Genomic DNA, 25,024 nt, shown 5'->3' with positions numbered 1-25,024 from the left:
ACGCGGGACGGCGTACGGGCGGCACGGCCACCGGCGACAGCGGGGTGGCGGTGTGACCACGGGCCGTGGAAGCGCTCCCATGGATAAACGACAATGTAATGGCCGGGTCGTCGGTTGGGAAGCCTGCCGCCCGGGGCCGACGCGCGCGGGACCCGCTCCCGTACTCATGAGTAACAATGCGGAGCATTTCACACCATCGACATGCTTCGATCAATGTCCGGCGTTTGCGCAGCTCACTGCGGAGGCCTCCGGAAAAATGCTCGCGCTGATCGAGCGCTTCGGCGGCCAGCCAGACAAACGTACTGTTGCTGACCCGCTACGAAGCGCGAGACAGTACCGCTCACCAGCGGTGCCGTCGACGCCGCCGCTCCCTGGTCAACCCTGAGGAGAAGCGATGGCACTACGACTCGCCGACGACACCGCCTGGACCGACATCCTGGCCCGCGCGGTGGCCGTCACCCCGGAGGCGTTCGGCGCCGAGGTCGACGGCGTCACCACACTGCACAACCTGGTCGAGGGCGAATGGCGGGCGGTCGGCCAGCCCACCGCGGTCCGCACCCCGGTGGACAACACAGTCCTCATCAACCTGCCTCGCCTCGACGCGACCACCGCGCGCACCGCTGTCGCCCACGCCGCCGCCGCGCACCGGACCTGGGCCCGGACCCCGCTGGCCGACCGCAAGGCCCGGGTCGCCGAGGCAGTGGACTCGCTCACCGCCCACCGCGACCTGCTCGCCCTGCTGCTGGTCTGGGAGATCGGCAAGCCGTGGCGGCTGGCCTGCGCCGACGTGGACCGGGCGCTCGACGGCGTCCGCTGGTACGCCGGCGAGATCGACCGGATGCTCGCCGACGGCCGCGAGCCGCTGCCCGGCCCGGTCAGCAACATCGCGTCGTGGAACTACCCGATGAGCGTGCTGGTGCACGCCGAACTGGTGCAGCTCCTGGCCGGCAACGCGGTCATCGCCAAGACACCGTCCCAGGGCGGCGCGGTGTGCCTGACCGTCGCGCACGCGCTGATGCGCCGGGCCGGGCTGCCCGCCACGCTCGTCTCCGGCAGCGGCGGGGAGCTGTCCGAGGTGCTGGTCCGGGCACCCGAGATCGGCGCGGTGGCGTTTGTCGGCGGCCGGTCCAACGGCGGCAAGGTGGCCGCCGCGCTGCTCGACAGCGACAAGCGGCACTTCATCGAGCAGGAGGGTCTCAACGCCTGGGGCATCTGGAACTTCTCCCAGTGGGACCTGCTCGCCACCCACCTCAGGAAGGGCTTCGAGTACGGCAAGCAGCGCTGCACCGCGTACCCCCGGTTCGTGGTGCAGCGCGACCTGGTCGACGAGTTCCTCGACATGTACCTGCCGGTGGTCCGCTCGGTCCGCTTCGGTCACCCGCTCGCCGTCGGCGACGACTGGGCCGCCGGTGACCCGCTGCCCGAGCTGGACTTCGGGCCGCTGATCAGCGCGGCCAAGGCCGACGAGCTACGCCGCACCGTCGACGAGGCGGTCCGCGGCGGCGCGATCCCATTGCACCGGGGCAAGCTCACCGGCGCGCCGTTCCTGCCCGGACAGGACACCTCGGCGTACGTGGCGCCATCGGTGCTGCTCGCCCCGCCCGGGCGGTCCCGGCTGATGCACGCCGAGCCGTTCGGTCCGGTCGACACGATCGTCGTGGTGGACACCACCGACGAGCTGCTGGCCGCGATGAACGCCTCCAACGGCGCGCTGGTGGCCTCGCTGGCCTGCGACGACACCGACGAGGCCGGCAAGCTCGCCGTGGACCTTCAGGCGTTCAAGGTGGGCATCAACAAACCGCGCTCACGCGGTGACCGGGACGAACCGTTCGGCGGCCGGGGCGCCTCCTGGAAGGGCGCCTTCGTCGGCGGCGACCTGCTGGTGCAGGCCGTCACCGTCGGCGGCGACAGGCGGCTCTACGGCAACTTCCCCGACTACAACAGCTACCCCACCACCTGAGCACCGGAGCGGGAGAGGCCCCCTTGTGGACGCGCGACGCGCACAAGGGGCCCCCGTCGACGCGTACCGTCGGGAGATGGCACTGATCGCGCAGCTCTCCCTGGGCGTGTCCGACGCCGAGCGGGCAGGAACGTTCTGGGCCGCGGCCCTCAACTACCGTCGCCGCGAGCCCCGATTCGCCGGCGACGAGTGGATCGTGCTGGAGCCGCCGCCCGGGGTGTCGGGCGCGGCCCTCGCGATGGACCTCAGCGAGAGCCCCGTGCGGGAGTTCCCCCGGCTCCACCTGGATCTGGACGCCGGCGACCGACCCCTCGACGAGGAACTCGACCGACTGCTCGCCCTCGGTGCGCGGATCGTCAACTGGCGGCACTATCCCACCGATCCACACCCCACCGAGCCGCCGTACGTGGTGCTCGCCGACCCGGAGGGCAACCGGTTCTGCGTCTCGGGCCGCCGAGAGCCGTCCCGGCCCTGAGCCGGGCCCCTAGACGCCCGGCGTGGACAGCGCGCCCTTCCGGTCCGCCGCGGCGGCCACGGCGAGCGGGACGGTGAGGGTGAGTAGCCCGCCGTCGCGCTCCACCACAGTGGGCCGGCCCAGCCGGTGCAGCGTACGCAGCATCGGGTCGTTTGTGGCCTGGACGTGCAGGACCAGCGCCGCGTACCCGGCGCGGTCGGCGTGCTGAACCACCCGGCGCAGCAACGCCGAGCCGAGCCCACGCCGCTGCCAGTCGTCGCGCACCAGCAGCGCCACCTCGGCCTCGTCGCCCTCGCCGAGCAGATTGGCCATGGCGACCACCGACTCGGCCGTGCCGTCGGAGCCGGTGGTACTGGCGATCAGCGTCAGCCCTCGGCTCGGCTCCAGCAGTCGACGCAGCCGGGCCGGCTGCGGCAGCGCCGCCCCGCCCAGGTAACGCCGCTGCCGGCTGCGCGGTGAGCACGCCTCGTGCAGCTCCAGCACGCCGGACAGGTCGTGGGCGCTGGCCGGCCGGACGGCCACCTCAGCGCCGTCGGGCAGCACCACTGTGACCTGTTCGGCGGCCCGGCGCGCCACTGTGGCGGCCAGCTCGACCAGGGCCTGCGCCCGCGCGTACTCCGCCGGGGTGAAGTCGGGCGCGGCCCGGCGCAGCGCGAACGAACCACCCGCCGGGTCGGCCAACAGCATGCTGGCGCCGGTTATCCCCCGTTCCACGCCGACCGACGCTGGTCGCCACCTGACGACGTCGACGGCGAGCAGGGTCCGCAACGCCTCGCCCGTCGCGTCCGGGTCACGCACCAGCCGGTTGGCCAGCCCGAGCACTCGGGTGGGCTGGTCGGCCAGACCACGCGCCTCGCTGCGCGCCACCCAGCAGTCCCGGCCCCGACCCCGCTCGACGGCGGCGATCAGCTCGGCCTCGTCGAGCGCGTCCGGCGCGTCGACCAGGAAATCGTCCACCGCGCCCTGCACGGTGGGCTGCACCTGCACGGTGAGGATGTTGACCCCACGCAGCGCGAGGCTCGCCGTGAGCACCGACAGGTAGCCCGGTCGGTCGTCCACAGTCGCTCGGATCCGCCACAACGTCATGGTTGGCTCCCTTCCCCGGTAAGAGCCTCACCCCCGCCTGTTGCCACCCGGTTGCCCGGCGGTGTCGGCCCGGGAACTCCTCGGGCCGCTCAGGGGCCGGCGACCACCGGCGGCGCGCCGACGAGATCGAGTCGGTCGCCGAGGATCACCGCGCAGGCGCGGACGAGCTGGGTGAGCCGGTCCACCTCGGTGCTGTGGAACGCCGCGGCGGAGAGGGTCTCGCTGCGCTCGCGGGCCACCACCAGCACCAGGCCCGCCCGGCCGAACGGCGCGATCGCGTGGTGGGTGCCGTCGGGCGTGGTCATCGACCGTCCGCGCAGCGGCGTCACCTCCGGCAACCGCAGGGGAACGGGAGCACGCCAGCTCGCGTGCCCCACTGTCGCCCCGCCGCCCCCGTTGCGCGAGGCCCAGTCGACCGGCACCACGGCGCCCACTGCCCAGTCGGCGGCCAGCAGGCCCGGTACCGCGTCGACCAGGGTGGCCAACCCGTCCGCCGGGTTGGCCGCGACCTGGGCCAACAGCTCCGCGTCCTGGCCGGTGGTGGTGGGCGCGCCGATCGCCCGCCACACACCGTCCACCCGCACCCCCGGTATCGCCGCGAGGCCAGCCAGCAGCCGCTCCACCCGCGCCGCGCCCGGCCAGACGACAGTGAAGTCGTCCACCGCGCGCCCGCCGAGCCGTTCGAGGACCACCACCTGGACGATGTCCGCCCCGGAGACGCCCAAGGTGCGGGCGACCTGACCGAGGGTGCCCGGACGGTCCGGCAGGGTGACCCGAACTCGCAGCAACATGTCTGTCCCTCCGCTCGGCGGGCCGGCAAAAGAGCGGCCGGCAGGCTGACCCCAGCCTGGTAGTTGACCATTTCGTCCCTGTTGCAGGGGCATGTCCCGAGCGGAAATTCTGACCTTGACAACGTGAGCGGGCTGCCATCAACTAGTCGGATGAGCGATCCGGCCGTCGACGAGTCACGGCCGGGGGCCGTTCCCGTCTCCCCGGCGGGGCTGGCCCTGGACCGTCTCGCCGACCACCTGGCAACGCACCGACCCGAGCTGGCCGTCGGGCCGCTGCGTGCCCAGCTGATCGCGGGCGGCAAGTCCAACCTCACCTACCTGCTGCGCCTCGGCGACCGCGAGGTGGTGCTGCGCCGCCCACCGCTGGGGCACGTGCTGGCGACCGCGCACGACATGGCGCGCGAGTTCCGGGTCATCTCGGCACTGGCACCGACCGAGGTGCCGGTCCCGGGCGCGCTGCTGCTCTGCACCGACCCCGAGGTGATCGGCGCGCCGTTCTACCTCATGGAGCGGATGCCCGGCGAGGTGTTCCGCAGCCGCGCGCAGACCGACCCGCTGGGCGACGAACGCCGCCGGGCCCTCGCCATGGCGATGATGGACACGCTCGCCGCGTTGCACAGCGTCGACCCTTCCAGCGTCGGGTTGGCTGACTTCGGCCGCCCCGAGGGCTACCTCGCCCGGCAGGTCCGCCGCTGGGCCGGCCAGCTCGACCGCTCCCGCAGCCGCCCGCTGCCCGGCATCGACGAGCTGCGTGACCTGCTCGCGGCGACCGCCCCGGAGGGCGCGAACGCCGGCCGGATCGTGCACGGCGACTACCGGCTGGACAACCTCCTCGCCTCGGCCGACCCGGTCGCCGTGCACGCGGTGCTCGACTGGGAGATGGCAACCCTCGGCGACCCCCTCGCCGACCTGGGGCTGCTGCTGACGTACTGGGACGTGCTCGGCGGCAGCGACACCGCCGCCGGCAACCCCGTCGCCGACGGGCTCGGCCCGCGCGCCGGCTTCCCCACCGGCAGCGAGCTGATCGACAGGTACGCCGGACGCAGCGATGTCGACGTCGGGCCGCTGCACTGGCACGTGGCGCTGGGCTGTTTCAAGCTCGCTGTCATCTGCGAGGGAATCCACTACCGCCACACGCTCGGGCAGACGCTCGGCGAGGGCTTCGACCGGATCGGCGAGATGGTGGCACCGCTGGTCGCGCACGGGCTGACCGCCGCCAGGGAGCGGTGATGGACTTCTCATACGACAGCCGGACCGAGGAACTGCGCGCCGAGCTGACCCGGTTCCTGACCGAGCACGTCTACCCGGCCGAGGCCGTGCACGCTGAGCAGGTGGCCGCCGGGGACCCGTGGTCGCGTACCCCGGTGTTGGCCGAGCTGAAGGCGGAGGCCCGCAAGCGTGGCCTGTGGAACCTCTTCCTGCCCGACCCGCGCTACGGCGCCGGCCTGACCAACCTCCAGTACGCTCCCCTGGCCGAGCTGACGGGGCGCAGCCCGCACCTCGCGCCGGAGGCGGTCAACTGCGCGGCTCCGGACACCGGCAACATGGAGTTGCTGGCCGAGTTCGGCTCCGAGGCGCAGCAGAAGCGGTGGCTGATGCCGCTGCTGGAGGGTGAGATCCGCTCTGCGTTCTGCATGACCGAGCCGGACGTCGCGTCCTCCGACGCCACAAACATCGCCACCCGGATCACCCGCGACGGCGACGAGTACGTGATCAACGGACGCAAGTGGTGGTCGTCCGGGGCGATGGACCCCCGCTGCGAGATCTTCATCGTGATGGGCAAGACGGACCCCACCGCCGACCGGCACCGCCAGCAGAGCATGGTGCTGGTCCCCCGGGACACCCCCGGAGTGACAGTGCGTCGCGGCATGACCGTCTTTGGCTACACCGACGGTTCGCACGGCGGGCACGCGGAGATCGACTTCACCGACGTCCGGGTGCCGGCGGAGAACCTGATCGGCGCCGAGGGCACCGGTTTCGCCATCGCCCAGGCCCGGCTGGGGCCGGGCCGGATCCACCACTGCATGCGATTGATCGGAATGGCTGAGCGGGCATTGGAACTGCTCTGCAAGCGGGCGCTCGGGCGGATCGCATTCGGCCGACCGCTGGCCGAGCAGGGCGTGGTCCGGGAGTGGATCGCCGAGTCCCGGGTCCGCATCGAGCAGGCCCGCCTGCTGGTGCTCAAGACGGCCTGGCTGATGGACACCGTCGGCAACAAGGGCGCGCACACCGAGATCCAAGCCATCAAGATCGGCACGCCGGCGATGGCGGAGTGGGTGATCGACAAGGCCATCCAGGGGTACGGCGGCGCCGGCGTCAGCCAGGACACGCCACTGGCCGCCCTCTGGGCGCAAACCCGCACCCTGCGCCTCGCCGACGGCCCCGACGAGGTGCACCGCAACTCCCTGGCCAAGCGCGAACTCCGCCGCTGGGCCTCATAACCCCCGACTGACCGCCGAGCAACAAGTCCTGCCCGACCGCGCCCCGCGCGCCACTACCCCCACGATCGCGCTCGATCCTGGATGTAGTGGCGTGCGGTCGCCGGGAGGCCACTCGATCCAGGATCGAGCACGATCTTGCCCGCCGGCCTTCTTGATCATGAGGTTGGCGAGCCGGGATGGCCGGAATGTCCAAGCCAACTCCATGATCGACGCGCGCCGTCCGGGTCCCTGGGGAACCCGGGGGAAGGTTAGGCGGAGGCTCGGTGGACCAACTGGGTGTCCAGGAGGATGTGGGAGGCGGGTAGCTCCTCGCCACGGATCCGGGCCACCAGCAGGCGGGCCATCTGCCGGCCCATCTCCTCCACCGGCTGGAAGACAGTGGTCAACGGCGGTTCCGCCTGTCGGGCGATCGTCGCGTCGTCGAAGCCGATCACCGCGACGTCCTGCGGGACGCGCCGGCCAGCCTCGCGCAGGGTACGCAGTGCGCCGAACGCCATGAGGTCGGACGCGACGAAGACCGCGTCCAGGTCCGGGCAGACCTCCAACAGCCGGCGCATTCCGGCCGCGCCGCTGCCCTCGCTGAAGTCGCCGTACGCGATCAGGTCGGGGTTGACGCTGGCACCGGTGGCCTTTACCGCGTCGGTGTAGCCGGCCAAGCGGGCCAGGCCGGCACCCATGTCCTGCGGACCGGCGATGGTGGCAACGCGTCGCCGCCCCTGCCTCGCCAGGTACTCCACCGCCTGCCGAGCCCCGCCAACGTTGTCCACGTCGACAAACCAGGCCGGTTGGGCGCCGGGTTGCAGCATCCGGGCGGGCCGACCGCCGAGCACTGCGGGCAGGCCGCGCTCCTCCAACAGCGTCGGCAGCGGGTCGGAGTCGTGCAACGACAGCAGAAGTACGCCGTCGACGTGCTGGTTGGTGAGGTGGTGCTCGACCCGTTCCCGCTCGACAGGCGACTGGGCCATGGCCAGCCAGAGCTGCATCGGCGTCTCCAGCAGCCCGGAGCTGATCCCCCGCACGATGCTGGCGAAGAACGGCTCGGTGAAGACCCGCTCGCCGGATTCGGACACCACGAGCGCGACGGAGTCGGTGCGCTGGGTGACGAGCGCACGGGCGGCCCGGTTCGGCACGTACCCCAGCTCCGCGATGGCCTGTTGGACCGCGGCCCGGGCTTCGGGGCTGACCTGGGGCGAGCCGTTGACCACGCGGGAGACCGTGCCCCGACCGACGCCGGCACGCGCCGCGACCGCGTCGAGGGTCGGGCGCCCGAGCGACCGGGTGCGCTGCGTTGTCATCGTCTGCTCCTCCGACGGCGGGCGGACCCGGCACCACCTGCGAGAGGTGGACGCCGGGGCCGTCCTGATGGCTGGCCCGAGCCTATTGTGCGGCCAGACCGTTGCGCCGGATCACCGAGGCGTACCACTTGGCGCTGGACTTGGGGGTGCGGACCTGGCTGTCGTAGTCGACGTGGATCATGCCGAACCGCTTGGTGTAACCCCAGGCCCACTCGAAATTATCCATCAACGACCAGGCAAAGTATCCCCGCAGAGGCACTCCGGCGTCGATCGCCTGGTGGGCGGCGCGCAGGTGGGCATCGAAGTAGGCCAGCCGGTCGACGTCGTCGACCTGCCCGTCGACCACCGAGTCGACGAACGCGGAGCCGTTTTCGGTGACGTACAGGGGCAGATCGGTGTAGCCGTTCACCCGACGCAGCGTCTCGGTCAGGCCCGGGGCGTCGATCTCCCAGCCCATGTCGGTGACCGGGACGCCACGGGTGACGAACCGGACGTCCTCGCTGCCCGGCCAGCACGAGGGGGCCGGGTCGGCCTCGACGCCCTCGACCGGCGCGGCGACCACGTGCCGGCTGTAGTAGTTGACCCCGACCAGGTCCAGCGGCGTGGAGATGGTCGCCAGGTCGCCGTCGCGCACGTGGTCGAAGTCGGTCACCGTGCTGAGGTCGGCCACCAGGTCCTCCGGGTACGACCCGCGCAGCAGCGGGTCCAGGAAGAACCGGTTGGCCAGCCCGTCGATCCGCCGGGCGGCGTCCCGGTCGGCAGACGTGTTGGTGGCCGGGTCGACCGGGTAGAGGTTGACGGTCACGCCCACCTCGGCGGCCGGCCGGGCGGCCCGCAGTGCCTGCACGGCCAGGCCGTGACCGAGCATCAGGTGGTGTCCGGCGCGCACCGCGTCCGCTCCGTTGGTGCGACCGGGGGCGTGCACGCCGGAGCCGTAGCCGAGGAACGCGGAGCACCACGGCTCGTTCAGCGTGGTCCAGTAGCGCACCCGGTCACCGAGCGCGTCGGCCACCAGCGTCGTGTAGTCGGCGAAGCGGGCAGCGGTGTCCCGAGCCGGCCAGCCGCCGGCGTCTTCCAACGGCTGCGGCAGATCCCAGTGGTAGAGGGTGAGCCACGGCTCGATGCCATTGGCCAGCAGCTCGTCCACCAGTCGCCGGTAGAAGTCCAGGCCGCCCCGGTTGGCCGCGCCGCTGCCGGTGGGCTGCACCCGGGACCAGGAGACCGAGAAACGGTACGACTTCAGGCCCAGCTCGGCCATCAGCGCGACGTCGTCGCCGAGGCGGTGATAGTGGTCGCACGCGACGTCCCCGGTGTGCCCGGCGACGACCCGACCCTCGGTGTGGCTGAAGGTGTCCCAGATCGACGGGGCGCGGCCGTCCACGGCTGCCGCCCCCTCGATCTGGTACGCCGCCGTCGCGGCCCCCCAGAGGAATCCGGGTGGAAAGGTCAGCCCGGGGCGCTCGTCGAGGACGTCGACGGCGGGTGGGCTGGCGGGGTTGCTCACGACTTGACGGCACCTTCCATGATCCCGCCGATGATCTGGCGGCCGAACACGAGAAAGACGATTACCAGGGGGATGGTGCCGATCGCCGTGGCGGCGAACACCTGGGAGTAGTCGGTGTAGTAGGCGTACGAGAGGAAGGAGAGCGAGACCTGCAGGGTCGGGTTCTCCGGGGTGAGGATGGCGTACGGCCAGAGGAACGAGTTCCAGGTCTCCATGAAGGTCAGCAGACCGAGGACGCCGGCGGCGGGACGCAGCGCGGGCAGCACGATGCTCCAGTAGATCCGGAACGTGCTCGCGCCGTCGACGCGGCCGGCCTCGATCAGCTCGTCGGAGATCGCCTGGCTGGCGTACTGCCGCATCATGAACACGCCGAAGGCGGTGACCAGGAACGGCACGGTGACCGCGTAGAGGGTGTCGTACCACCCCAGGTCCTGCATCATGCCCCACAGCGGGATGAGCCCCATCTGGGTCGGGATCATCATGGTGACGATGATCGCCAGCAGGAGGGCGTTGCTGCCGCGGAACTTCAGCTTGGCGAAGGCGAACCCGGCCAGTGAACCGGTGAGCACCACCGACAGGGTGACCACCGAGGAGACGATGATCGAGTTCATCATGCCGGTGAGGAAGTTGGCGGCGTCGTTGTCGAGCACCCGCCCGAAGTTGTCACCGAACGCACCACCGGGGGTCAGCGGCGGCGGCACGTCGTTGATGTTGTCCAGGCTGCGACTGCCGATCACCAGCATGTAGTAGAACGGGTAGATCGACAGCAGCGCCGCCAGGAGGAGCGCCAGGTAGGTCAGCGGGCTGGTGCGCCACAGGCGCTGGGAAGCCGAGATCATCGATCTCTCCTCACTTCGCCGAGCGGCGGACGAGTAGGAAGTTGAACAGCGACACCACGATGATGATCATGAAGATCGCCCAGGCGATCGCGGCTCCGTAGCCGGCGGTGTTCAGGTTCACGATGCCCATCTCGTACATGTACATGGCCAGCGTCTGGAACTCCCGCTGGTTGCCGCCGATGATGTTGCCGTTGCCGAAGAGCAGGGGCTCGGTGAAGAGCTGCATGCCGCCGATCGTGGACAGGATGACCACGAAGATGAAGGTGGGCTTGAGCATGGGCAGGGTGATCTGCCAGAACTGTCGCCACGGACCGGCACCGTCGATCTCCGCGGCCTCGTAGAGGTCCTTCGGGATCGCCTGCATGCCGGCGAGCAGGATCAGGGTGTTGTACCCGGTCCACCGCCAGTTGACCATTGACGAGATGGCCGTCCAGGAACTCCACCGGTGCCCGTCCCAGTCGACCGGGTCGACACCGACGAAGCTGAGCAGCCAGTTGAACAGGCCGAACTCCCGCTGGAACAACATCCCGAAGACGATCGCGACAGCGGCCACCGACACCACGTTCGGCATGAAGATGGCCATCCGGAAGAAGGTCTTGGCGCGCAGGAGGGTCCGGTTGAGCAGGTTCGCCAGGAAGAGAGCGAGCAACAACTGCGGGATGGTCGACAGGGCGAAGATGCCGAACGTGTTGACCAGCGCGTTCCAGAAGTACTCGTCGGACACCAGCCGGGTGTAGTTGTCGAAGCCGATGAACGTGTGCTCGCCGATCATGTCCCAGTCGTGCAGCGACATCCACGCGGTGCGCAGCATCGGGTACAGCCCGAATACGCCGAAGATCAGGAAGAAGGGGGCGATGTAGAGGTACGGCGAGTACTTGACATCAAGGCGGTTGAGTAACCTTCCCCGTCGACGTCGGCGATCGACGTCGGGAGAAGGCGGTGCTGCTGGCGACGGCCGTGCCGTCGTGGCCGACAGGCTCATGCGAATTTCCTTTTCCGGCGAGGCCCGGGGGCCCTCGCGCAGGGCGCTACGCGGAGGGGACCGGCCGGTGGCGTCCGGGAAACCCCGAACGCCACCGGCAGGGAATCACTCAGAATGCGCCCTGAGTCTTGGCGTCCTTCGTGAACTGCTCCCAGGCCTTCGCCTTGTCGGCCTGCCCGTTCTCGAACGCCCGCAGAGCCGGCTCGAGTGCGTTCTCCTTGACCGCCTGGTGCTTCGGACCCAGGTGGGTCGGCTGGATCTTGGCGACGCTCTCCCCGAAGATCTTGCCGGTCGGCGCGTTGCTGAAGTACTCGTTGGTGTAGCTGATGAACGCGTCGTTCTTTAGCGCCTCCAGGTTCGTCGGCAGCGGGCCCTTGAGCTTGAAGGCCTCGACCTGGCTCTTCGCGTTGGTCAGGTACTCGGCGAGCTTCGCCGCCTCCTTCGGGTACTTGCTCTGCGCCGGAACCGCGAGCCACGAGCCGCCCCAGTTACCGCCACCGCCCGGCACGGACGCGACATCCCACTTGCCCTTGTTGGCCGGACCGGAGTTGTCCGACACGATGCCGAGCATCCAGGACGGGCAGAAGGTGGCCGCGAAGGTGCCCTGCTTGAAGCCACCCGACCACTCCGGCGACCAGGTGGACGCCTTGGCGGAGATGTCCGCCATCGAGGTGGCAGTGTCCCAGGCGTTCTTCACCGCGGGGCTGGTGTCCGCGATGATGTTGTCTTCCTTGTCGTAGAACAGGTCACCGTTGCCCTGGAAGAGCACACCGTTGGAGACGGCGGTGATCGAGTCGATGAACGCCTTGCCGCCGGTGCCCTGCTTGTACTTCAGACCGGCGTCGTGGAAGCCCTTCCAGTCCGGCCAGAGCGCCGACACCTGGTCGCGCTCGGTGGGCAGGCCGGCCGCCTGGAACAGGTCCTTGCGGTAGCAGACGGCGAGGCTGCCGACGTCGGTCGGCAGGCCGATCAGCCGGCCGTCCGGCGCCTTGCCCAGCTCCCACTTCCAGGGCAGGTATTCCTTCGAGTGGTCGGCGACCAGCGGGGTGAGGTCGGCCCAGTTGCGCGCGTTGGGCTTGAACTCGTTGAGGATGCCCTCTTCCAGGGCGGTGACGTCCGCCGCGCCCTTGCCGGTGGCCAGGTAGCGGACCAGCTTCGGCCGGTACTCACCGAGCTGTGCGGTCTTGCGCAGCTCGACCTTGATGCCGGTGTCCTTCTCGTACTGCTTGACGAGCTCGTCGTAGCCCATCTCGCCGAAGGTGTCGACGACCAGCTTGGCCGGCTTCTCGCCGGCCGCCGGCTTGTCGTCGTCGTTGCCGCAGGCTGCGAGACCGCTGACCGCGGTGATCGCGGCCAGGGCAGCGGCCGCCAGGCGGGTACGCCGCGTGGTGACACTCATTCGCTGACCCCTCTTTCCGGTGGTGAGGCTGATGTGTGTGGTGGGGGGTGCTCATCGCGCCGGGCCGGGGTCCGTGAGTGACACACACCACCTCCGGGAGCGCTCCCATGAGATTGCCGGCGGGTAACGGGAGTGTCAATAGGACGTTGGGAGCGTTCCCAGATCGTTACCGCTGATCACTCACACCGCACCCACCCCAATCACACCCCACGCCCCAGCCCTGGTGATCAAGAGGTTTCGGTCAGGAAAGGGCGCCCCGCAGACGCAAACCTCTTGATCAACTACGCCCCGGTTCCGGAGTTCAGGGGGCGGTCAGCAGAAGTGACGGAGAAGGGTGGTTGCGCGGGTGGGGTCGAAGCGGGACGGGTCGAAGGAAGAGCCCGCCCATTCGTGCAACAGCCCGTGGCTAGGGCTGACCAGGTCGGCCGGGTCGGCCGGGACGGTCGGATCGTCCAGGAGCGCCTGGTAGCCCAACGGCCCGCCGGCACCCTCCGGCGGGCAGGCCCGCTCGCCGGCCAGGCAGACCGGATACCGCTCGTCGGGGTCGGCGGTCAACGCGTCCTCCACGACCAGGTCGTGCTCCCACCAGTCGCCGAAGTCGTACGTGTAGGAGAACCGGCTGCCCTTGCCGAGCACCGCGTCGAGCCGCACATCCAGCTCGTCGTGCAACGCCAACTCCCCGTCCGGGTCCGGCTCGCCGTACTGCATCGCGTCGATCTCGAACGAGTGCAGGTGGCAGTCCCGCCAACCCATCGCGTGCTGCACCACCCGGTGCAGCCGGTCCAGCGTGTAGCCGGCCGGCACGAGCACCCGGCGCCACACCGGCGGACGGGTCCCGGCGAGGGACATCTTCAGCTGGAAGATCTGACGCGACATGCTGTCCTGTCCTCCCGCGGCTTAGGCTGCGAGCATGATCTGCCGAGCGTGCCGGGCCCGGCGACACGACGACTGCCCGGGCCGGAACTGGTGCGACTGCCAGCACCGTACCGCCGAACCCACCCCTCCGGTCACCGGTCCGGCCGGCGAATGACCGTCGGAATTCCGATCCGACGGCTCTGGCCCGAGCCGTCGACGCAGCCGCTCGACGACGCCGCGCTGACCTCTCTCTACGGCCGCGCCGACGAGCCGCTACTGCGGGTGAACTTCGTGGCCAGCCTGGACGGCGCGGTCACCGTGGACGGCTACTCCGCCGGTCTCTCCGGCGAGCCGGACAAGCGGGTGTTCGGCCTGCTGCGGATGGTCTGCGACGCCTTGGTGGTGGCCGCCGGCACGCTTCGCCACGAGGGGTACCGGGCGGTCCGCCTCGACGAGCGCCGCCGCGCGTGGCGCCGCGCCAACGGGCTGGCCGAATACCCAACACTGGTGGTCGTCTCCGGTTCGCTCGACCTGGATCCGGCGCAGGCCGCCTTCGCCGACGCGCCGACCCGCCCGGTGGTGCTCACCCACGCCGACGCCGAACCGCCGCCCGGGCTGACCGACGTCGCCGACGTGCTGCGCTGCGGCACCGAGCGGGTCGACCTGGCCGCCGGCCTCGCCGAACTGCACCGCCGCGGGCTCACCCAACTGCTCTGCGAGGGCGGCCCGCACCTGTTCGGCGCGCTCACTGCCGCCGACCTGGTGGACGAGCTGTGTCTCACCGTCGCACCGCTGCTGGCCGGCCCCGGACCGGGCCGGATCACCGCCGGCGCCGCCGCGCCGCCCCGGCACCTGCCCCTGCGACATGTGCTCGCCGCCGAGGACGGTGTCCTCCTGCTCCGCCACGCCCGCCCGTGAGACCTCAGTCGACGAGCACCGCCCCGGGAGCCCACGGTATCTGGTAGCGCCGGCCGTCCTCGATGCTCGCCCAGACCTGCACCTCTTCGTACGGCTCGGCGGCGACCACCTCGACCACCGCGCCCCGCGGCGCCGCGCCGAGCGGATGCGGCACGCCGTTGGCGACGACCTCGACGGTACGCCCCGGCGGCGCCTGGACCAGGACGTAGAGCCGGCCGCCGGAGCGTCGGGCCACGGCAACGCCCAGCCCGCTGCCGGTGGATCTGACGGTCGCGCAGACCACATCGCCCTCGACGCAGGCCAGGTCGTACGAGAGGTGGTCGAGCAACCGGCGCGGTTCGCCCGCGTCCGGGGCGACGATGACCTCGGCCGCCTGTCCCCCGGCGGCCCGCTCCTCGGCGCGCGATTCCCGTCGGATCAGCACGAGCGTCTCCGTTCCGACCCGGCCGACCGCCAGGACCTGCGCCGGCGTCACCGGTCGACCGTCAGGGCCGACGATTTCGGCTGGGACGTCGACGGCGGCGCTCGGCCCGGTGCCCGCGTCCTCGCCACCGGCCGGCCCCAACTGCGGGAGCACCAGCGCCCCGGCGGCCACCACCACAGCTGCCGCGCCGCCCGACAGCAACAGACGCCGGCGGCGACGCGCCCGGCTTCTGCTGATGACCCGTTGGACGAGACCGGGCGGCAGTTCCACGATCGCGACAGCGTGGTCGAGCAGGCCGGCCATCTCGTGGTCACGCATGGTTCTCCTCCGCAAGGTCGAGGTCGAGTGGGGAAACCCCGGCAGCCTCCAGTCGGGCCCGCAGGCGGTGCAGACCACGGGAAGCCTGGCTCTTCACCGAGCCCACGGAACAGTCCAGTTCGGCAGCTGCCTCCGACTCGGAGAAGCCAAGCCAGTACCGGACCACCACCACTGCCCGCATTCGCGGCGGAAGCTCCCGCAGCGCCGCCAGCAGCAGCTCCCGGTCGTCCACCCGGCTCGTCTCATCCTGCTGCGGCATCGTGCCCGGAAGGCCGGCGACCCGACGCCGGTTCCACGGCGAGCGCCACCGGCTGACGAGCCGGTTGGTCATCGCGCGACGCAGGTAGGCCTCCGGCTGCCGCTGTCGGACCGCCTGCCAACGCGGGTACGCCTGCTCCAACACCTCCTGCAGCAGGTCCTCGGCATCCGCCCGCTGTCCGGTGATCAGCACAGCGAAGCGGAGCAGCCGCGGGCCGCTCGTTGCGACGAAGGCGCCGAAGTCGTCATTCATGGGTGCTCCATGCCTAGGTAACGCCACCGACGCCCGGGGGGTTGAGTGCCGGCCTCGCGCGGTGCACGCGACATGCCTCCCGCCCACCTCGTGCGCTCGGCCGAGCACTCAGCGTCATGAGTGTGACGGCGCATGGTGTCGTCCGCCGCGTCGCGTGGCGACCTGTCGTACTCCTCGGGCAGGATGCACCTCATGCGTGCCGACCGTGATGCCCGACCGACCCGAGTCGCCCGATGACCGACGCCGACCTCGACAGCCCGGGCGAGGCGGTCGGGCGGGTGTTGGGCACCGCCGACGCCACCCCCTTGCAGTTCTGGACGGCCGTGGCACCCGGCAGCTACCTCCAGCTCGACGACGTGGTGGTCACCCGCCGGGAGCTGCCGAACCGGGAGCCGGTGACGATCGCCGGGGTCGTCACTCAGGTCCGCGCTCGGCACGAGGGCGCCCAGTTCGACTCCGACGTTTTCGCCATCGCCGACGGCACGCTACCCGCCCAGGTGCAGGAGGCGGCCGAGATCACCACCACCCGGGTCGACCCCGAGCTGTACGTGCCGCCGACCCCGGGCGCGGTGGTGCACCGGGCCGAGGGCGACGCCCGGGCGCGCGCGCTGCACTTCGACCGGATGGAGCGACGCATCCCGATGGGGATGGGTCGGGACGGGGTCCCGGTCTACCTCAACGCCGACTTCCTCGACGGCAGCCGGGGCGCGCACGTCTCCATCTCCGGCATCTCCGGGGTGGCCACCAAGACCAGCTTCGCCACCTTCCTGCTCTACTCGGTGTTCCGCTCCGGCGTGCTGGGCGGCGACGCGGTCAACGCCAAGGCGCTGATCTTCAACGTCAAGGGTGAGGATCTGCTCTTCCTGGACCACCCCAACACCCGCCTCGACGAGCCCACCCGCGCGGCGTACGCGAAGCTCGGCCTGAGCGCCGGCGCCTTCCCCGACGTGCGCGTGTACGCCCCTCCCCGGGTCGGCGACGCGGCCGGCACACCGGATGTGAGCAGCCGGCTCACCGGCGTCGACGCCTTCTACTGGACGCTGAGTGAGTTCTGCACCGACCGTCTGCTGCCGTACGTCTTCGCCGACGCCGACGACGAGCGCCAGCAGTACACGATGGTGGTCCACTCGGTGGCCGCGCACCTGGCCCGCTACGCCCAGCCCGCCGACGGTGGGGTGAGCATCGACGGGGTTCGGCTCGGCTCCTACGGCGATCTGGTCGACCACATCGTCGATCAGCTCAACGACGACGAGACCCGTTCCGACTGGGCGGGCAGCGCGGTGGGTCTGGGCACCGTCAACGCGTTCGCGCGACGCTTGATCGGCAGTAAGAAGGACCTGGCCCGGCTGATCCGCGGTGACCTCGCCACCCGTCGCCCCCACTCGATCAACACGAGCGAGTCGGCGCAGGTCACTGTGGTCGACCTGCACAACCTTCCGGACCGCGCGCAGCGGTTCGTGGTCGGTGTGACGCTCAAGAGCGAGTTCGAGCGCAAGGAGAAGTCCGGCACCGCCAAGCCGCTGCTCTTCGTCGTCCTCGACGAGCTCAACAAGTACGCCCCCCGGGAGGGCTCCTCGCCGATCAAGGAGGTCCTGCTGGACATCGCCGAGCGGGGCCGCTCGCTCGGGGTGATCCTGATCGGCGCGCAGCAGACGGCGAGCGAGGTGGAGCGGCGAATCGTCACCAACTCGGCGATCCGGGTGGTCGGCCGGCTCGACCCGGCCGAGGCATCCCGCCCGGAGTACGGCTTCCTGCCGCCCGCGCAGCGCCAGCGCGCGTTGCTGGCCAAGCCCGGCACCATGTTCGTCAACCAGCCGGACATCCCGGTGCCGCTCTGTCTGGAGTTCCCGTTCCCGGCCTGGGCCACCCGGGTCTCCGAGGCGGGCCGGGCACCATCGGAGACGCTGCGCTCGATCACCCAGTCCGCCGACCCGTTCGCCGTGGTGGGCTCCGGCGGCGGCACCGACGACGACATCCCGTTCTAGGTAGGGCCGGCACAGGTGAGCGCGAGGAGTGAGCTTGCGAGCCCCGCAGTCGCGAACGGAAGGCCAGCACAGGTGAGCGCGAGGAGTGAGCTTGCGAGCCCCGCAGTCGCGAACGGAAGGCCAGCACAGCCATGAAGATCCTGCACACCTCCGACTGGCACGTGGGAAAGGTGCTCAAGGGGCAGTCCCGGGCCGACGAGCACAAGGCCGTGCTGGCCGGGGTGATCGAGATCGCCCGCGCCGAACAGCCGGATCTGGTGATCGTCGCCGGTGACCTCTACGACACCGCCGCGCCCAGCTCGGAGGCGACCCGCCTGGTCACCAGGGCGTTGACGGCGTTGCGGCGGACCGGCGCGGACGTGGTGGCGATCGGCGGCAACCACGACAACGGCCCGGCGCTCGACGCGCTGCGTCCGTGGGCCGATGCCGCCGGCATCACGCTGCGCGGAGGGGTGCGGGAAAATCCGGACGAGCACGTCATCGACGGCACGACCGCCGGTGGCGAGCGGTGGCGGCTGGCCGCGTTGCCGTTCCTGTCCCAGCGGTACGCGGTGCGCGCGTTGGAGATGTACGAGCTGACCGCCGCGGAGACCAACCAGACGTACGCCGACCACCTGGGCCGGGTGCTGGGGCGACTGACCGAGGGTTTCACCGAACCGGACCGGGTGCACCTGGTCACCGCGCATCTCACGGTGACCGGCGCGGCCACCGGTGGCGGCGAGCGCGACGCGCACACCGTGTTGGGTTACGCCGTTCCGGCCACCGTCTTCCCGGCCACCGCGCACTATGTGGCGCTGGGTCACCTGCATCGGGCGCAGCGCGTCGCCGGCCCCTGCCCGGTGCGGTACAGCGGCAGCCCGCTCGCTGTGGACTTCGGTGAGCAGGAGAACATCCCCTCGGTGACGATTGTCGAGGTGACGGCCAGCACCGCCGCCCGGGTGCGGGAGGTGCCGGTGACGGCGGCGAGCGCGCTGCGGACGGTGCGGGGCACGCTGGCCCAGCTCGCCGAGATCGAGGCACCGGACGCCTGGTTGCGGGTGTACGTGCGGGAGCAGCCCCGCGCCGGCCTGCGCGAGGAGATCCAGGAGCTGCTCCCCCGGGCCCTGGAGATCCGGATCGACCCGGAGCTGTTGGCCGCGCCGGGCAGCGGCGCGCGCATCGCCCAGCGCTCGGGGCGTTCGCCCCGGGAGTTGTTCGCCGACTACCTGGACAGCCGTGGCCACGCCGACGAGGGTGTCCGGGAGCTCTTCGACGAGCTTTTCGAGGAGGTCGATCACTGATGCGTCCGATGCGGTTGGACATGGCCGGGTTCACGGTCTTCCGGGACGAGACCACAGTCGACTTCACCGACGCCGACTTCTTCGCGCTGATCGGCCCGACCGGTTCGGGCAAGTCGACAGTGCTGGACGCGATCTGCTTCGCCCTCTACGGCATGGTGCCCCGCTGGGGTGGCGCCCGGGGGTTGGCGAACGCGCTCGCACCGTCGGCGACCGAGGCGCGGGTGCGGTTGGTCTTCGAGTCCGGCGGCGCCCGGTACGTGGCGACCCGGGTGGTCCGCCGGGACGGCCGGGGCAATGTGAAGACCGCGAACGCCGGGTTGCAGCTCATGCCGGCCGGCTTCGACGTGACCAAACTGGACACCGGGTTGAGCCCGGACGACCTCGGCGAGGTGGTGGCCGGCACCCCCGCCGAGATGGAGCAGGCGGTGCTGGAGGCGGTGGGGCTGCCGTACGAGCAGTTCACCAGCTGTGTGGTGCTGCCACAGGGGCAGTTCGCCGACTTCCTGCACGCCAAGCCGGCGACGCGGCAACAGATCCTGGTCAACCTGCTGGGCCTCGGCGTCTACGAGGACGTGCAGAAGAAGGCGACGGCGCGCGCCGCCCAGGCGGAGGCCCGGCTGGAGGCGGTCGACCAGGTGCTCGCCGGGTTGACCGGCGTCGACGACGAGGCGTTGGCCGAGGCCGACGCCCGGGTGGACCGGATGGTCGAGCTGGCGGCGGCGGTGGCCGAGGCGGTGCCGGAGCTGGCGGCGGCCCGGTTCACCGCACGGGAGGCTGCGGCGGCGCTGACCGCGCTGGACGACGAGCTGACAGTGCTGACCGGGGTACGCGCGCCGGCTGGGGTGAGCGCTGTCGCTCGCGCGGTCGCCGCGGCGCGGGCCGACGCCGAGGCGGCGGCGACCGCGGTGTCGCTGGCCGAGGAGCGGGAGGACAAGCTGCGCGGCGAGCTGGCCGCCGCCGGTGACGAGAGCGCGCTGCGACTGCAACTGCGGGCGTACGACGATCGGGGTCGGCTGTCCGGCGAGGCCGACACGGTCCGGGCGACGGTGCGCGCGGCGAACGACGAGCACGCCGCGGCGGTGGCGGCCCTGGCCGCCGCCCGCGTGGTCGCCGAGCGGGCCGACGCCGAGCTGGAGGCGGCCTTCCGAGCCCACGAGGAGGCGAAGGCCACCGACCTGGCGGTGAGCCTGCGGGTGCACCTACATGCCGGTGCGGCGTGCCCGGTGTGCGAGCAGCCGGTGGCCGAGGTGCCGGCGGTGCCGGCCGATTCGGCGGTGGCCGCCGCGACGGCGGCGGGAAAGGCCGCGCGGGCCGCGACCAAGGCCGCGCAGACCACAGTGCAGGAGCGGGACACGGCGGCGCGGGAGCTGGAGCGGCTGTTGGTGCAGGCGCGGGCCCGGCAGGAGCAGATGGACGCCCGGCTGGCCGAGCTGGACGGGCAGCTCTCCAGCGCGGCCGAGCCGGCCGTGCTGCGCCGGGAGTTGGCCGAGCACGCCCGGTTGCGGCGCGCGCTGGAGGAGGCGGCGACGGCGGTCCGGGCCGGCCGCGATACCGCTCGGCAGGCCCGGGCCGGGGTGGACGCCGCCGAGGAGCGGCTGCGGGCGGCGTGGCGGGCCTTCGACACCGCCCGTGACGGGTTGGCCCGGTTCGGCCCACCGGCGACCGACCGGGACGACGTGGCTGCCGCGTGGGCTGCGTTGACCGGGTGGGCGACCACCGAGGCGGACCGCCGCCGCGCCGAGCGGGCCGGTCGGGCCGCCGCCGTGGCGGAGGCCGAGTCGGTGGCCGACGGGGTGCAGCGGGCCATCGCGGGCATCTTCGCCGCCGCCGACGTGCCGGTCGGGGACGACCCGGTGCACGCGGCGACTGTGGCGGTGGAGCGGGCCGACGCCGACCGGCGGCGGCTGCACGAGCGTCGCGAGCAGGCCGGGACGTTGCGCGAGCAGCGGGCGGGGCACGAGCGGGAGGCGCAGGTGGCGCGCGCGCTCGCCGGGCACCTGCGGGCCAACAACTTCGAGCGGTGGTTGCTGGCCGAGGCGTTGGACCTGCTGGTCGACGGCGCGTCGGGGATCCTGCGGGAGTTGTCCTCCGGGCAGTACGAGCTGGTGCACGACAAGGGCGAGTTCGTGGTGGTCGACCACCACGACGCGGGGCTGCGGCGGGGCGTGCGCACCCTGTCCGGCGGTGAGACGTTCCAGGCGTCGCTGGCGTTGGCGTTGGCGCTCTCCGAGCAGTTGGCCGGGATGTCCACCACGGCGGCGAGCCTGGAGTCGATCGTCCTGGACGAGGGTTTCGGCACGCTCGACGCCGCCACCCTGGACACTGTGGCGGCGACCCTGGAGAACCTGGCGGCCCGGGGCGATCGGATGGTCGGCGTGGTCACCCACGTGCCGGCGTTGGCCGAGCGGATTCCGGTCCGCTTCGAGGTGCGCAAGGATGCGCGTTCGGCGCGGGTAGAGCGGACGGGCCGGTGAGCGCGAGGAGTGCAGCGCGGATGGGACGGTCCGGCCGGTGAGTGACGCCGCGTTCTTCGTGGATTCGTGGGATCCGGCGTACGGGGCGTCGTTCGAGGCGTCCGCCGCCGGGCCGGCCGCGCCGAGCAGCGCCCAGGTCGACGCGGACGTGGAGGTGCCCGCCGTGGACTGGCGGGCGATCGGGGTACGCCCGGGGGTGCGGGCGCCCGACGTGGTGTTGCTGGTCGACGGGGTTCGCCGCATCGACGCGAGCATCTGGACGGCCGAGACCGACGGTCTGTCGTTTCCCGGGTTGGCCGCCTCGTACGCGGCCGGGGTGGTCCGGTGCGATCTGGGGCGGGGTGCGGCGCAGTTGGCGGGCACCCGGGTTGGCCGGGGCCTGTTCACCGCGAGCCCGTCGGCGCAGGATGTGGTGGCGGGTGCGATCCGTTACCCGGTGCACCGGGTGGGTGGCACCGGTGAGCTGGCGAAGCTGCCGGCCGCCGTGCAGGGCCCGCTGACCGCGTTGGAGGTGGCGGTGTCCGACGCCGCCCGGGTCGACGGTGACCTGTTGGTGGTGGACGGCCCGCTGCGTAGTCGTCGGCAGTTGCCGCGCACCCTGGGCTACATCAAGACGCAGCACAGTCAGTATCTGGATGCCCGGTTGACAGCTGTGGTGACGGGTATGGCGTCGGGTGAGCGGTCCCCGGTGTTCCGGCTCGGCACCGCCTGGGGTGGTTGGTCGTGGTATTTGCGGCTGCCGGTGGCGATCGGCGCTCCGTGGGCGGGCGTCGTCCGGGTGGAGTGCTCCGCCGACCTGCCCGTCGAGGCGGCGATCGAGCTGGCCGACCTGTCGCTGGTGACCCTGCCGCGCTTCGCGTCCACCCCGTACAAGGATCCGCGGGCCCCGCAGAACCTGATCCCGATCGCCGGGCTGGAGCGCCGACTGCGGGCCCTGCTCGGCGATTCCCGGCTGCTGCACCGGGCGTTGACCGCCGCGGCCCGCGCCGCCCGATGAGCGCGGATACTGGTTCCGGTGGGGCGTAAACGGGCGGGTGACCGGGTGGTCGAGCAGGTGGACACCGGGCTGGCGGAGCTCGTCCCGGCTCCGGACCGGGCCGGCTCGTGGACGCTGCTGCTGGACGGCGCGCCGCAGTCACACGTCGACCTGACCGATCCCACCCACCTGGAGTTCGAGTACGTGCGGCGGTTGGCCGCCGCGGTGGATCTGATCGCACCGGCCGGTGAGCCGCTGCGGGTGCTGCATCTGGGTGGCGGCGCGCTGACCCTGCCCCGGTACGTCTCCGCCACCCGACCCGGGTCCACCCAGCGGGTGTCCGAGGTGGACGGTGCGCTGGTGGAGCTGGTCCGTCGGGCGTTGCCGTGGCCGTCCGACGCACGGTTGCGGGTCCGGGTGGAGGACGCCCGGGCGGTGCTGGCGTCCACCCGGGAGGCCAGCTACGACGTGGTGGTAGCCGATGTGTTCGCCGGTGCGCGTACTCCGGCTCACCTCACGTCGGTGGAGTACGCCGCCGAGGTGGCCCGGGTGCTCCGCCCCGCCGGTTGGTACCTGGCGAACCTGGCCGACGGTCCGCCGCTGCGGCACGCCCGTGGGCAGGTCGCCACGGTCCGTTCGGTGCTGCCGCAGGCCTGTCTGGTGGGGGACGCGGCGGTGCTGCGTGGGCGCCGGTACGGAAATCTGGTGCTGGTCGCCGGGCGGTCCACACCGCCGGTGCCGGAGCTGACCAGACGCGCTGCCGGCGACTGGTTCCCCGGCCGGGTGGTGGCCGGCGACGACCTGGACCGCTTCGTCGGTGGCGCGCAGGTGGTGCGGGACGCCGACGCGACCGGCTCCGATCCGCCACCGCCGGGGCTCTTCTCGGTACGCCGCTGACCGTCCACTCGACAGCGGCGGGGAACTATTTTCGTCGTTCGTTGATCCGCTGGGACCGGCGCTGCGTACCACCGGGCGGCCCACCTCGTGGGTCGGCGTTGGTCACGGACATCCCGGAGGTCTGCATGCACGCGGTGGCGGCCGGTTGGCATGGCGACGCGGTACGCGCTGACTGGTTGTCGGCGCGACCCTCGTCACGGTCAACCTCGTCTGCCCGGGGGGTCGACGCGCGGGCGACGCCTCGCCAGAATGGTCCGGTGACGCCGCGACCGGCGCCCGGGCGCCATCAGGCGACGACAACCGAGGCCAGCCACTCCGACCAGTTGATCCGTCAGCTCTATGCCGAGCACGCCGGCCCGTTGCTGATGTTCGTCATGCGCCTCACCGGGGGGGACCGGCAGCGCGCGGAGGACATCGTCCAGGAGACGCTGTTGCGGGCCTGGCGCAACGCGCACCGCCTCGGCACCCAGGGGCAGGGTTCGCTGCGGCCGTGGTTGGTCACTGTGGCCCGTCGCATCGCCATCGACGAGCACCGCAGCCAGGAGGCCCGGCCGCCGGAGACGTACGACCGGGACCTCACCGCGTTCGCCGAGGCGGACAGCACCGACCGGGTGCTGCGGACCATGACGGTGGCGGACGCGCTGCGTACGCTCAGTCAGTCGCACCGGGAGATTCTGATCTCGACGTACTTCCGGGGGCGGACGGTGCCGGAGGCCGCCGAGGAGTTGGGCCTGCCGCTCGGCACCGCCAAGTCGAGGGTCTACTACGCGCTGCGCGCGCTGCGCACGGCTCTGCAGGAGCGGGGGGTGACAGAATGAGCCGGCCGGACCACATGGACGTCGCGGCGTACGCGCTCGGTGTGCTCGACGAGCAGGACACTGAGCGGTTCGAGGAGCATCTCGCCACCTGCTGGGCGTGTGCGGCCGAGTTGGAGACGATGGTGCCGGTGGTCGGGCTGCTCTCCGACATCGACGGCGAGACGATGATGGCGCTGGAGCAGACGGCGACCGACCCGGCCCTGCTGGACCGGACGCTCGGCGCGGTCCGGGCGGACCGGCGGCGTACCCGGTTTCGTCACCTGCTCGCGACGGCCGCCGCGGTGGTGGTCTTCGGCGGTCTGACCGGGTACGGCTTCGTCAGCGTGACCGGCAACGAGCAGCCGCCGGGTGTGCTCGCCGAGTCGACGCCGAGCGCACCCAACGACCCGCCGACGAGCGTGCCGACGGCCGCGCCGAGCGGCCCGGGTGTGGGCGGCACCGAGGTGGAGGGTGACCAGGTCGAGGCGACCGACCCGACCACCGGTGTGCAGACCACCATGTTCCTGGTGACGAAGGATTACGGCACCCGGATCAATTTCAGCCTGCGGAAGCTGCCCGGCCCACGCGTCTGCCGACTGGTGGTGGTGCGCAAGAACGGCAGCACCGAGGTCATCTCGAGCTGGTCGGTGCCGGAAGGCGGTTATGGCACCAACACCCGACCGCAGGGTCTCGAACTGAGCGCCTCCACGTCGGCTCTGCCGAAGGACATCAAGCAGCTCCAGGTGCAGTCGGTGGATGCCAACGGCGTGGCGAGTCCGCTGGTCACCGTACCCATGTAAGCGCGGCTACCGCATCG

General features: G+C 71.6%; 22 protein-coding genes. 12 read left to right on the top strand and 10 right to left on the bottom strand.

The window, feature by feature from the left end:
- Positions 1 to 394 precede the first annotated feature (394 nt).
- Both ACLJOK_RS24490 and ACLJOK_RS24485 read left to right on the top strand, forming a co-directional pair.
- On the top strand, positions 395 to 1,960 hold the full coding sequence (locus ACLJOK_RS24490) for an aldehyde dehydrogenase family protein (RefSeq protein WP_410820948.1): 1,566 nt from the start codon (positions 395 to 397) through the stop codon (positions 1,958 to 1,960).
- A 76-nt stretch (positions 1,961 to 2,036) separates the two neighbouring features.
- Positions 2,037 to 2,435, top strand: coding sequence for a VOC family protein (locus ACLJOK_RS24485; RefSeq protein WP_410820947.1), 399 nt, complete (start codon positions 2,037 to 2,039; stop codon positions 2,433 to 2,435).
- Positions 2,436 to 2,444: 9 nt separating this feature from the next.
- Here ACLJOK_RS24485 and ACLJOK_RS24480 read toward each other — a convergent pair whose 3' ends face one another.
- Positions 2,445 to 3,521 carry a GNAT family N-acetyltransferase gene (locus tag ACLJOK_RS24480; protein WP_410820946.1) on the bottom strand — a complete coding sequence of 359 codons (1,077 nt, stop codon included), beginning with the start codon at positions 3,519 to 3,521 and terminating at the stop codon, positions 2,445 to 2,447.
- An 89-nt stretch (positions 3,522 to 3,610) separates the two neighbouring features.
- On the bottom strand, positions 3,611 to 4,312 hold the full coding sequence (locus ACLJOK_RS24475) for an amino acid-binding protein (RefSeq protein ID WP_410820945.1): 702 nt from the start codon (positions 4,310 to 4,312) through the stop codon (positions 3,611 to 3,613).
- A gap of 150 nt (positions 4,313 to 4,462) precedes the next feature.
- Between ACLJOK_RS24475 and ACLJOK_RS24470 the strand changes: the two genes are divergently transcribed.
- Positions 4,463 to 5,542: a phosphotransferase family protein gene (locus ACLJOK_RS24470; protein ID WP_410820944.1), complete on the top strand. Its 1,080-nt coding sequence runs from the start codon at positions 4,463 to 4,465 to the stop codon at positions 5,540 to 5,542.
- Complete coding sequence (locus ACLJOK_RS24465) at positions 5,542 to 6,753, top strand: acyl-CoA dehydrogenase family protein (protein ID WP_410820943.1); 1,212 nt, start codon at positions 5,542 to 5,544, stop codon at positions 6,751 to 6,753. Before ACLJOK_RS24470 ends, ACLJOK_RS24465 begins: the two co-directional genes overlap by 1 nt.
- A 248-nt stretch (positions 6,754 to 7,001) precedes the next feature.
- On the opposite strand, the gene ACLJOK_RS24460 is transcribed toward ACLJOK_RS24465, so the two are convergent.
- The 6 genes from ACLJOK_RS24460 to ACLJOK_RS24435 all read right to left on the bottom strand — a co-directional run bounded on the left by ACLJOK_RS24460 (position 7,002) and on the right by ACLJOK_RS24435 (position 13,648).
- Complete coding sequence (locus ACLJOK_RS24460; RefSeq protein ID WP_091400709.1) at positions 7,002 to 8,048, bottom strand: LacI family DNA-binding transcriptional regulator; 1,047 nt, start codon at positions 8,046 to 8,048, stop codon at positions 7,002 to 7,004.
- 82 nt (positions 8,049 to 8,130) lie between these two features.
- The gene (locus ACLJOK_RS24455) at positions 8,131 to 9,552 is read right to left on the bottom strand and encodes a GH1 family beta-glucosidase (RefSeq protein ID WP_410820942.1); all 1,422 of its coding nucleotides are present in this window, start codon (positions 9,550 to 9,552) and stop codon (positions 8,131 to 8,133) included.
- Positions 9,549 to 10,391 carry a carbohydrate ABC transporter permease gene (locus tag ACLJOK_RS24450; protein ID WP_410820941.1) on the bottom strand — a complete coding sequence of 281 codons (843 nt, stop codon included), beginning with the start codon at positions 10,389 to 10,391 and terminating at the stop codon, positions 9,549 to 9,551. The genes ACLJOK_RS24455 and ACLJOK_RS24450 overlap by 4 nt, the downstream gene beginning before the upstream one ends.
- Before the next feature lie 10 nt (positions 10,392 to 10,401).
- Positions 10,402 to 11,373: a carbohydrate ABC transporter permease gene (locus tag ACLJOK_RS24445; RefSeq protein ID WP_410820940.1), complete on the bottom strand. Its 972-nt coding sequence runs from the start codon at positions 11,371 to 11,373 to the stop codon at positions 10,402 to 10,404.
- 109 nt (positions 11,374 to 11,482) lie between these two features.
- Positions 11,483 to 12,772, bottom strand: a complete 1,290-nt coding sequence (locus ACLJOK_RS24440; RefSeq protein WP_238683298.1) for an ABC transporter substrate-binding protein — start codon at positions 12,770 to 12,772, stop codon at positions 11,483 to 11,485.
- Positions 12,773 to 13,084: 312 nt separating this feature from the next.
- Complete coding sequence (locus ACLJOK_RS24435; RefSeq protein WP_410820939.1) at positions 13,085 to 13,648, bottom strand: plasmid pRiA4b ORF-3 family protein; 564 nt, start codon at positions 13,646 to 13,648, stop codon at positions 13,085 to 13,087.
- A gap of 150 nt (positions 13,649 to 13,798) precedes the next feature.
- Here ACLJOK_RS24435 and ACLJOK_RS24430 point away from each other — a divergent pair, with 150 nt between their 5' ends.
- On the top strand, positions 13,799 to 14,545 hold the full coding sequence (locus tag ACLJOK_RS24430) for a pyrimidine reductase family protein (protein ID WP_410820938.1): 747 nt from the start codon (positions 13,799 to 13,801) through the stop codon (positions 14,543 to 14,545).
- A gap of 4 nt (positions 14,546 to 14,549) precedes the next feature.
- Here the strand turns inward: ACLJOK_RS24430 and ACLJOK_RS24425 are convergent, their stop codons facing one another.
- On the bottom strand, positions 14,550 to 15,287 hold the full coding sequence (locus tag ACLJOK_RS24425) for a hypothetical protein (protein WP_410820937.1): 738 nt from the start codon (positions 15,285 to 15,287) through the stop codon (positions 14,550 to 14,552).
- Complete coding sequence (locus tag ACLJOK_RS24420) at positions 15,280 to 15,798, bottom strand: SigE family RNA polymerase sigma factor (RefSeq protein ID WP_410820936.1); 519 nt, start codon at positions 15,796 to 15,798, stop codon at positions 15,280 to 15,282. Before ACLJOK_RS24420 ends, ACLJOK_RS24425 begins: the two co-directional genes overlap by 8 nt.
- A gap of 233 nt (positions 15,799 to 16,031) precedes the next feature.
- On the opposite strand from ACLJOK_RS24420, the gene ACLJOK_RS24415 reads away from it, so the two are divergent.
- The 7 genes from ACLJOK_RS24415 to ACLJOK_RS24385 all read left to right on the top strand — a co-directional run bounded on the left by ACLJOK_RS24415 (position 16,032) and on the right by ACLJOK_RS24385 (position 25,007).
- Positions 16,032 to 17,783 (top strand): ATP-binding protein, encoded by a 1,752-nt coding sequence (locus ACLJOK_RS24415; RefSeq protein ID WP_410820935.1) that lies wholly within the window; start codon positions 16,032 to 16,034, stop codon positions 17,781 to 17,783.
- 131 nt (positions 17,784 to 17,914) lie between these two features.
- The gene (locus tag ACLJOK_RS24410; RefSeq protein ID WP_410820934.1) at positions 17,915 to 19,063 is read left to right on the top strand and encodes an exonuclease SbcCD subunit D; all 1,149 of its coding nucleotides are present in this window, start codon (positions 17,915 to 17,917) and stop codon (positions 19,061 to 19,063) included.
- Complete coding sequence (locus ACLJOK_RS24405; RefSeq protein WP_410820933.1) at positions 19,063 to 21,537, top strand: AAA family ATPase; 2,475 nt, start codon at positions 19,063 to 19,065, stop codon at positions 21,535 to 21,537. The genes ACLJOK_RS24410 and ACLJOK_RS24405 overlap by 1 nt, the downstream gene beginning before the upstream one ends.
- A 37-nt stretch (positions 21,538 to 21,574) precedes the next feature.
- Complete coding sequence (locus ACLJOK_RS24400; protein ID WP_238690924.1) at positions 21,575 to 22,534, top strand: hypothetical protein; 960 nt, start codon at positions 21,575 to 21,577, stop codon at positions 22,532 to 22,534.
- An 18-nt stretch (positions 22,535 to 22,552) separates the two neighbouring features.
- On the top strand, positions 22,553 to 23,410 hold the full coding sequence (locus tag ACLJOK_RS24395; RefSeq protein WP_410820932.1) for a spermidine synthase: 858 nt from the start codon (positions 22,553 to 22,555) through the stop codon (positions 23,408 to 23,410).
- Between the two features lie 125 nt (positions 23,411 to 23,535).
- On the top strand, positions 23,536 to 24,228 hold the full coding sequence (locus ACLJOK_RS24390; RefSeq protein ID WP_091400696.1) for a sigma-70 family RNA polymerase sigma factor: 693 nt from the start codon (positions 23,536 to 23,538) through the stop codon (positions 24,226 to 24,228).
- On the top strand, positions 24,225 to 25,007 hold the full coding sequence (locus ACLJOK_RS24385) for an anti-sigma factor family protein (protein ID WP_410820931.1): 783 nt from the start codon (positions 24,225 to 24,227) through the stop codon (positions 25,005 to 25,007). The genes ACLJOK_RS24390 and ACLJOK_RS24385 overlap by 4 nt, the downstream gene beginning before the upstream one ends.
- The last annotated feature ends 17 nt before the right edge of the window (positions 25,008 to 25,024 follow it).

The organism is Micromonospora sp. 050-3 (assembly GCF_046549335.1).
Classification (GTDB): Bacteria; Actinomycetota; Actinomycetes; order Mycobacteriales; family Micromonosporaceae; genus Micromonospora; species Micromonospora trifolii.
Note: the sequence above shows the minus strand (reverse complement) of the source record. Positions and strands in the feature narration are given on the sequence as shown.

Excerpts from the sequence above, each read along its gene's own strand:
- ACLJOK_RS24490 (WP_410820948.1), top strand. The coding sequence starts at position 395 with ATGGCACTACGACTCGCCGACGACACCGCCTGGACCGACATCCTGGCC.
- ACLJOK_RS24485 (WP_410820947.1), top strand. The coding sequence starts at position 2,037 with ATGGCACTGATCGCGCAGCTCTCCCTGGGCGTGTCCGACGCCGAGCGG.
- ACLJOK_RS24480 (WP_410820946.1), bottom strand. The coding sequence starts at position 3,521 with ATGACGTTGTGGCGGATCCGAGCGACTGTGGACGACCGACCGGGCTAC.
- ACLJOK_RS24475 (WP_410820945.1), bottom strand. The coding sequence starts at position 4,312 with ATGTTGCTGCGAGTTCGGGTCACCCTGCCGGACCGTCCGGGCACCCTC.
- ACLJOK_RS24470 (WP_410820944.1), top strand. The coding sequence starts at position 4,463 with ATGAGCGATCCGGCCGTCGACGAGTCACGGCCGGGGGCCGTTCCCGTC.
- ACLJOK_RS24465 (WP_410820943.1), top strand. The coding sequence starts at position 5,542 with ATGGACTTCTCATACGACAGCCGGACCGAGGAACTGCGCGCCGAGCTG.
- ACLJOK_RS24460 (WP_091400709.1), bottom strand. The coding sequence starts at position 8,048 with ATGACAACGCAGCGCACCCGGTCGCTCGGGCGCCCGACCCTCGACGCG.
- ACLJOK_RS24450 (WP_410820941.1), bottom strand. The coding sequence starts at position 10,391 with ATGATCTCGGCTTCCCAGCGCCTGTGGCGCACCAGCCCGCTGACCTAC.
- ACLJOK_RS24445 (WP_410820940.1), bottom strand. The coding sequence starts at position 11,373 with ATGAGCCTGTCGGCCACGACGGCACGGCCGTCGCCAGCAGCACCGCCT.
- ACLJOK_RS24440 (WP_238683298.1), bottom strand. The coding sequence starts at position 12,772 with ATGAGTGTCACCACGCGGCGTACCCGCCTGGCGGCCGCTGCCCTGGCC.
- ACLJOK_RS24435 (WP_410820939.1), bottom strand. The coding sequence starts at position 13,648 with ATGTCGCGTCAGATCTTCCAGCTGAAGATGTCCCTCGCCGGGACCCGT.
- ACLJOK_RS24430 (WP_410820938.1), top strand. The coding sequence starts at position 13,799 with ATGACCGTCGGAATTCCGATCCGACGGCTCTGGCCCGAGCCGTCGACG.
- ACLJOK_RS24425 (WP_410820937.1), bottom strand. The coding sequence starts at position 15,287 with ATGCGTGACCACGAGATGGCCGGCCTGCTCGACCACGCTGTCGCGATC.
- ACLJOK_RS24420 (WP_410820936.1), bottom strand. The coding sequence starts at position 15,798 with ATGAATGACGACTTCGGCGCCTTCGTCGCAACGAGCGGCCCGCGGCTG.
- ACLJOK_RS24415 (WP_410820935.1), top strand. The coding sequence starts at position 16,032 with ATGACCGACGCCGACCTCGACAGCCCGGGCGAGGCGGTCGGGCGGGTG.
- ACLJOK_RS24410 (WP_410820934.1), top strand. The coding sequence starts at position 17,915 with ATGAAGATCCTGCACACCTCCGACTGGCACGTGGGAAAGGTGCTCAAG.
- ACLJOK_RS24405 (WP_410820933.1), top strand. The coding sequence starts at position 19,063 with ATGCGTCCGATGCGGTTGGACATGGCCGGGTTCACGGTCTTCCGGGAC.
- ACLJOK_RS24390 (WP_091400696.1), top strand. The coding sequence starts at position 23,536 with ATGCACGCGGTGGCGGCCGGTTGGCATGGCGACGCGGTACGCGCTGAC.
- ACLJOK_RS24385 (WP_410820931.1), top strand. The coding sequence starts at position 24,225 with ATGAGCCGGCCGGACCACATGGACGTCGCGGCGTACGCGCTCGGTGTG.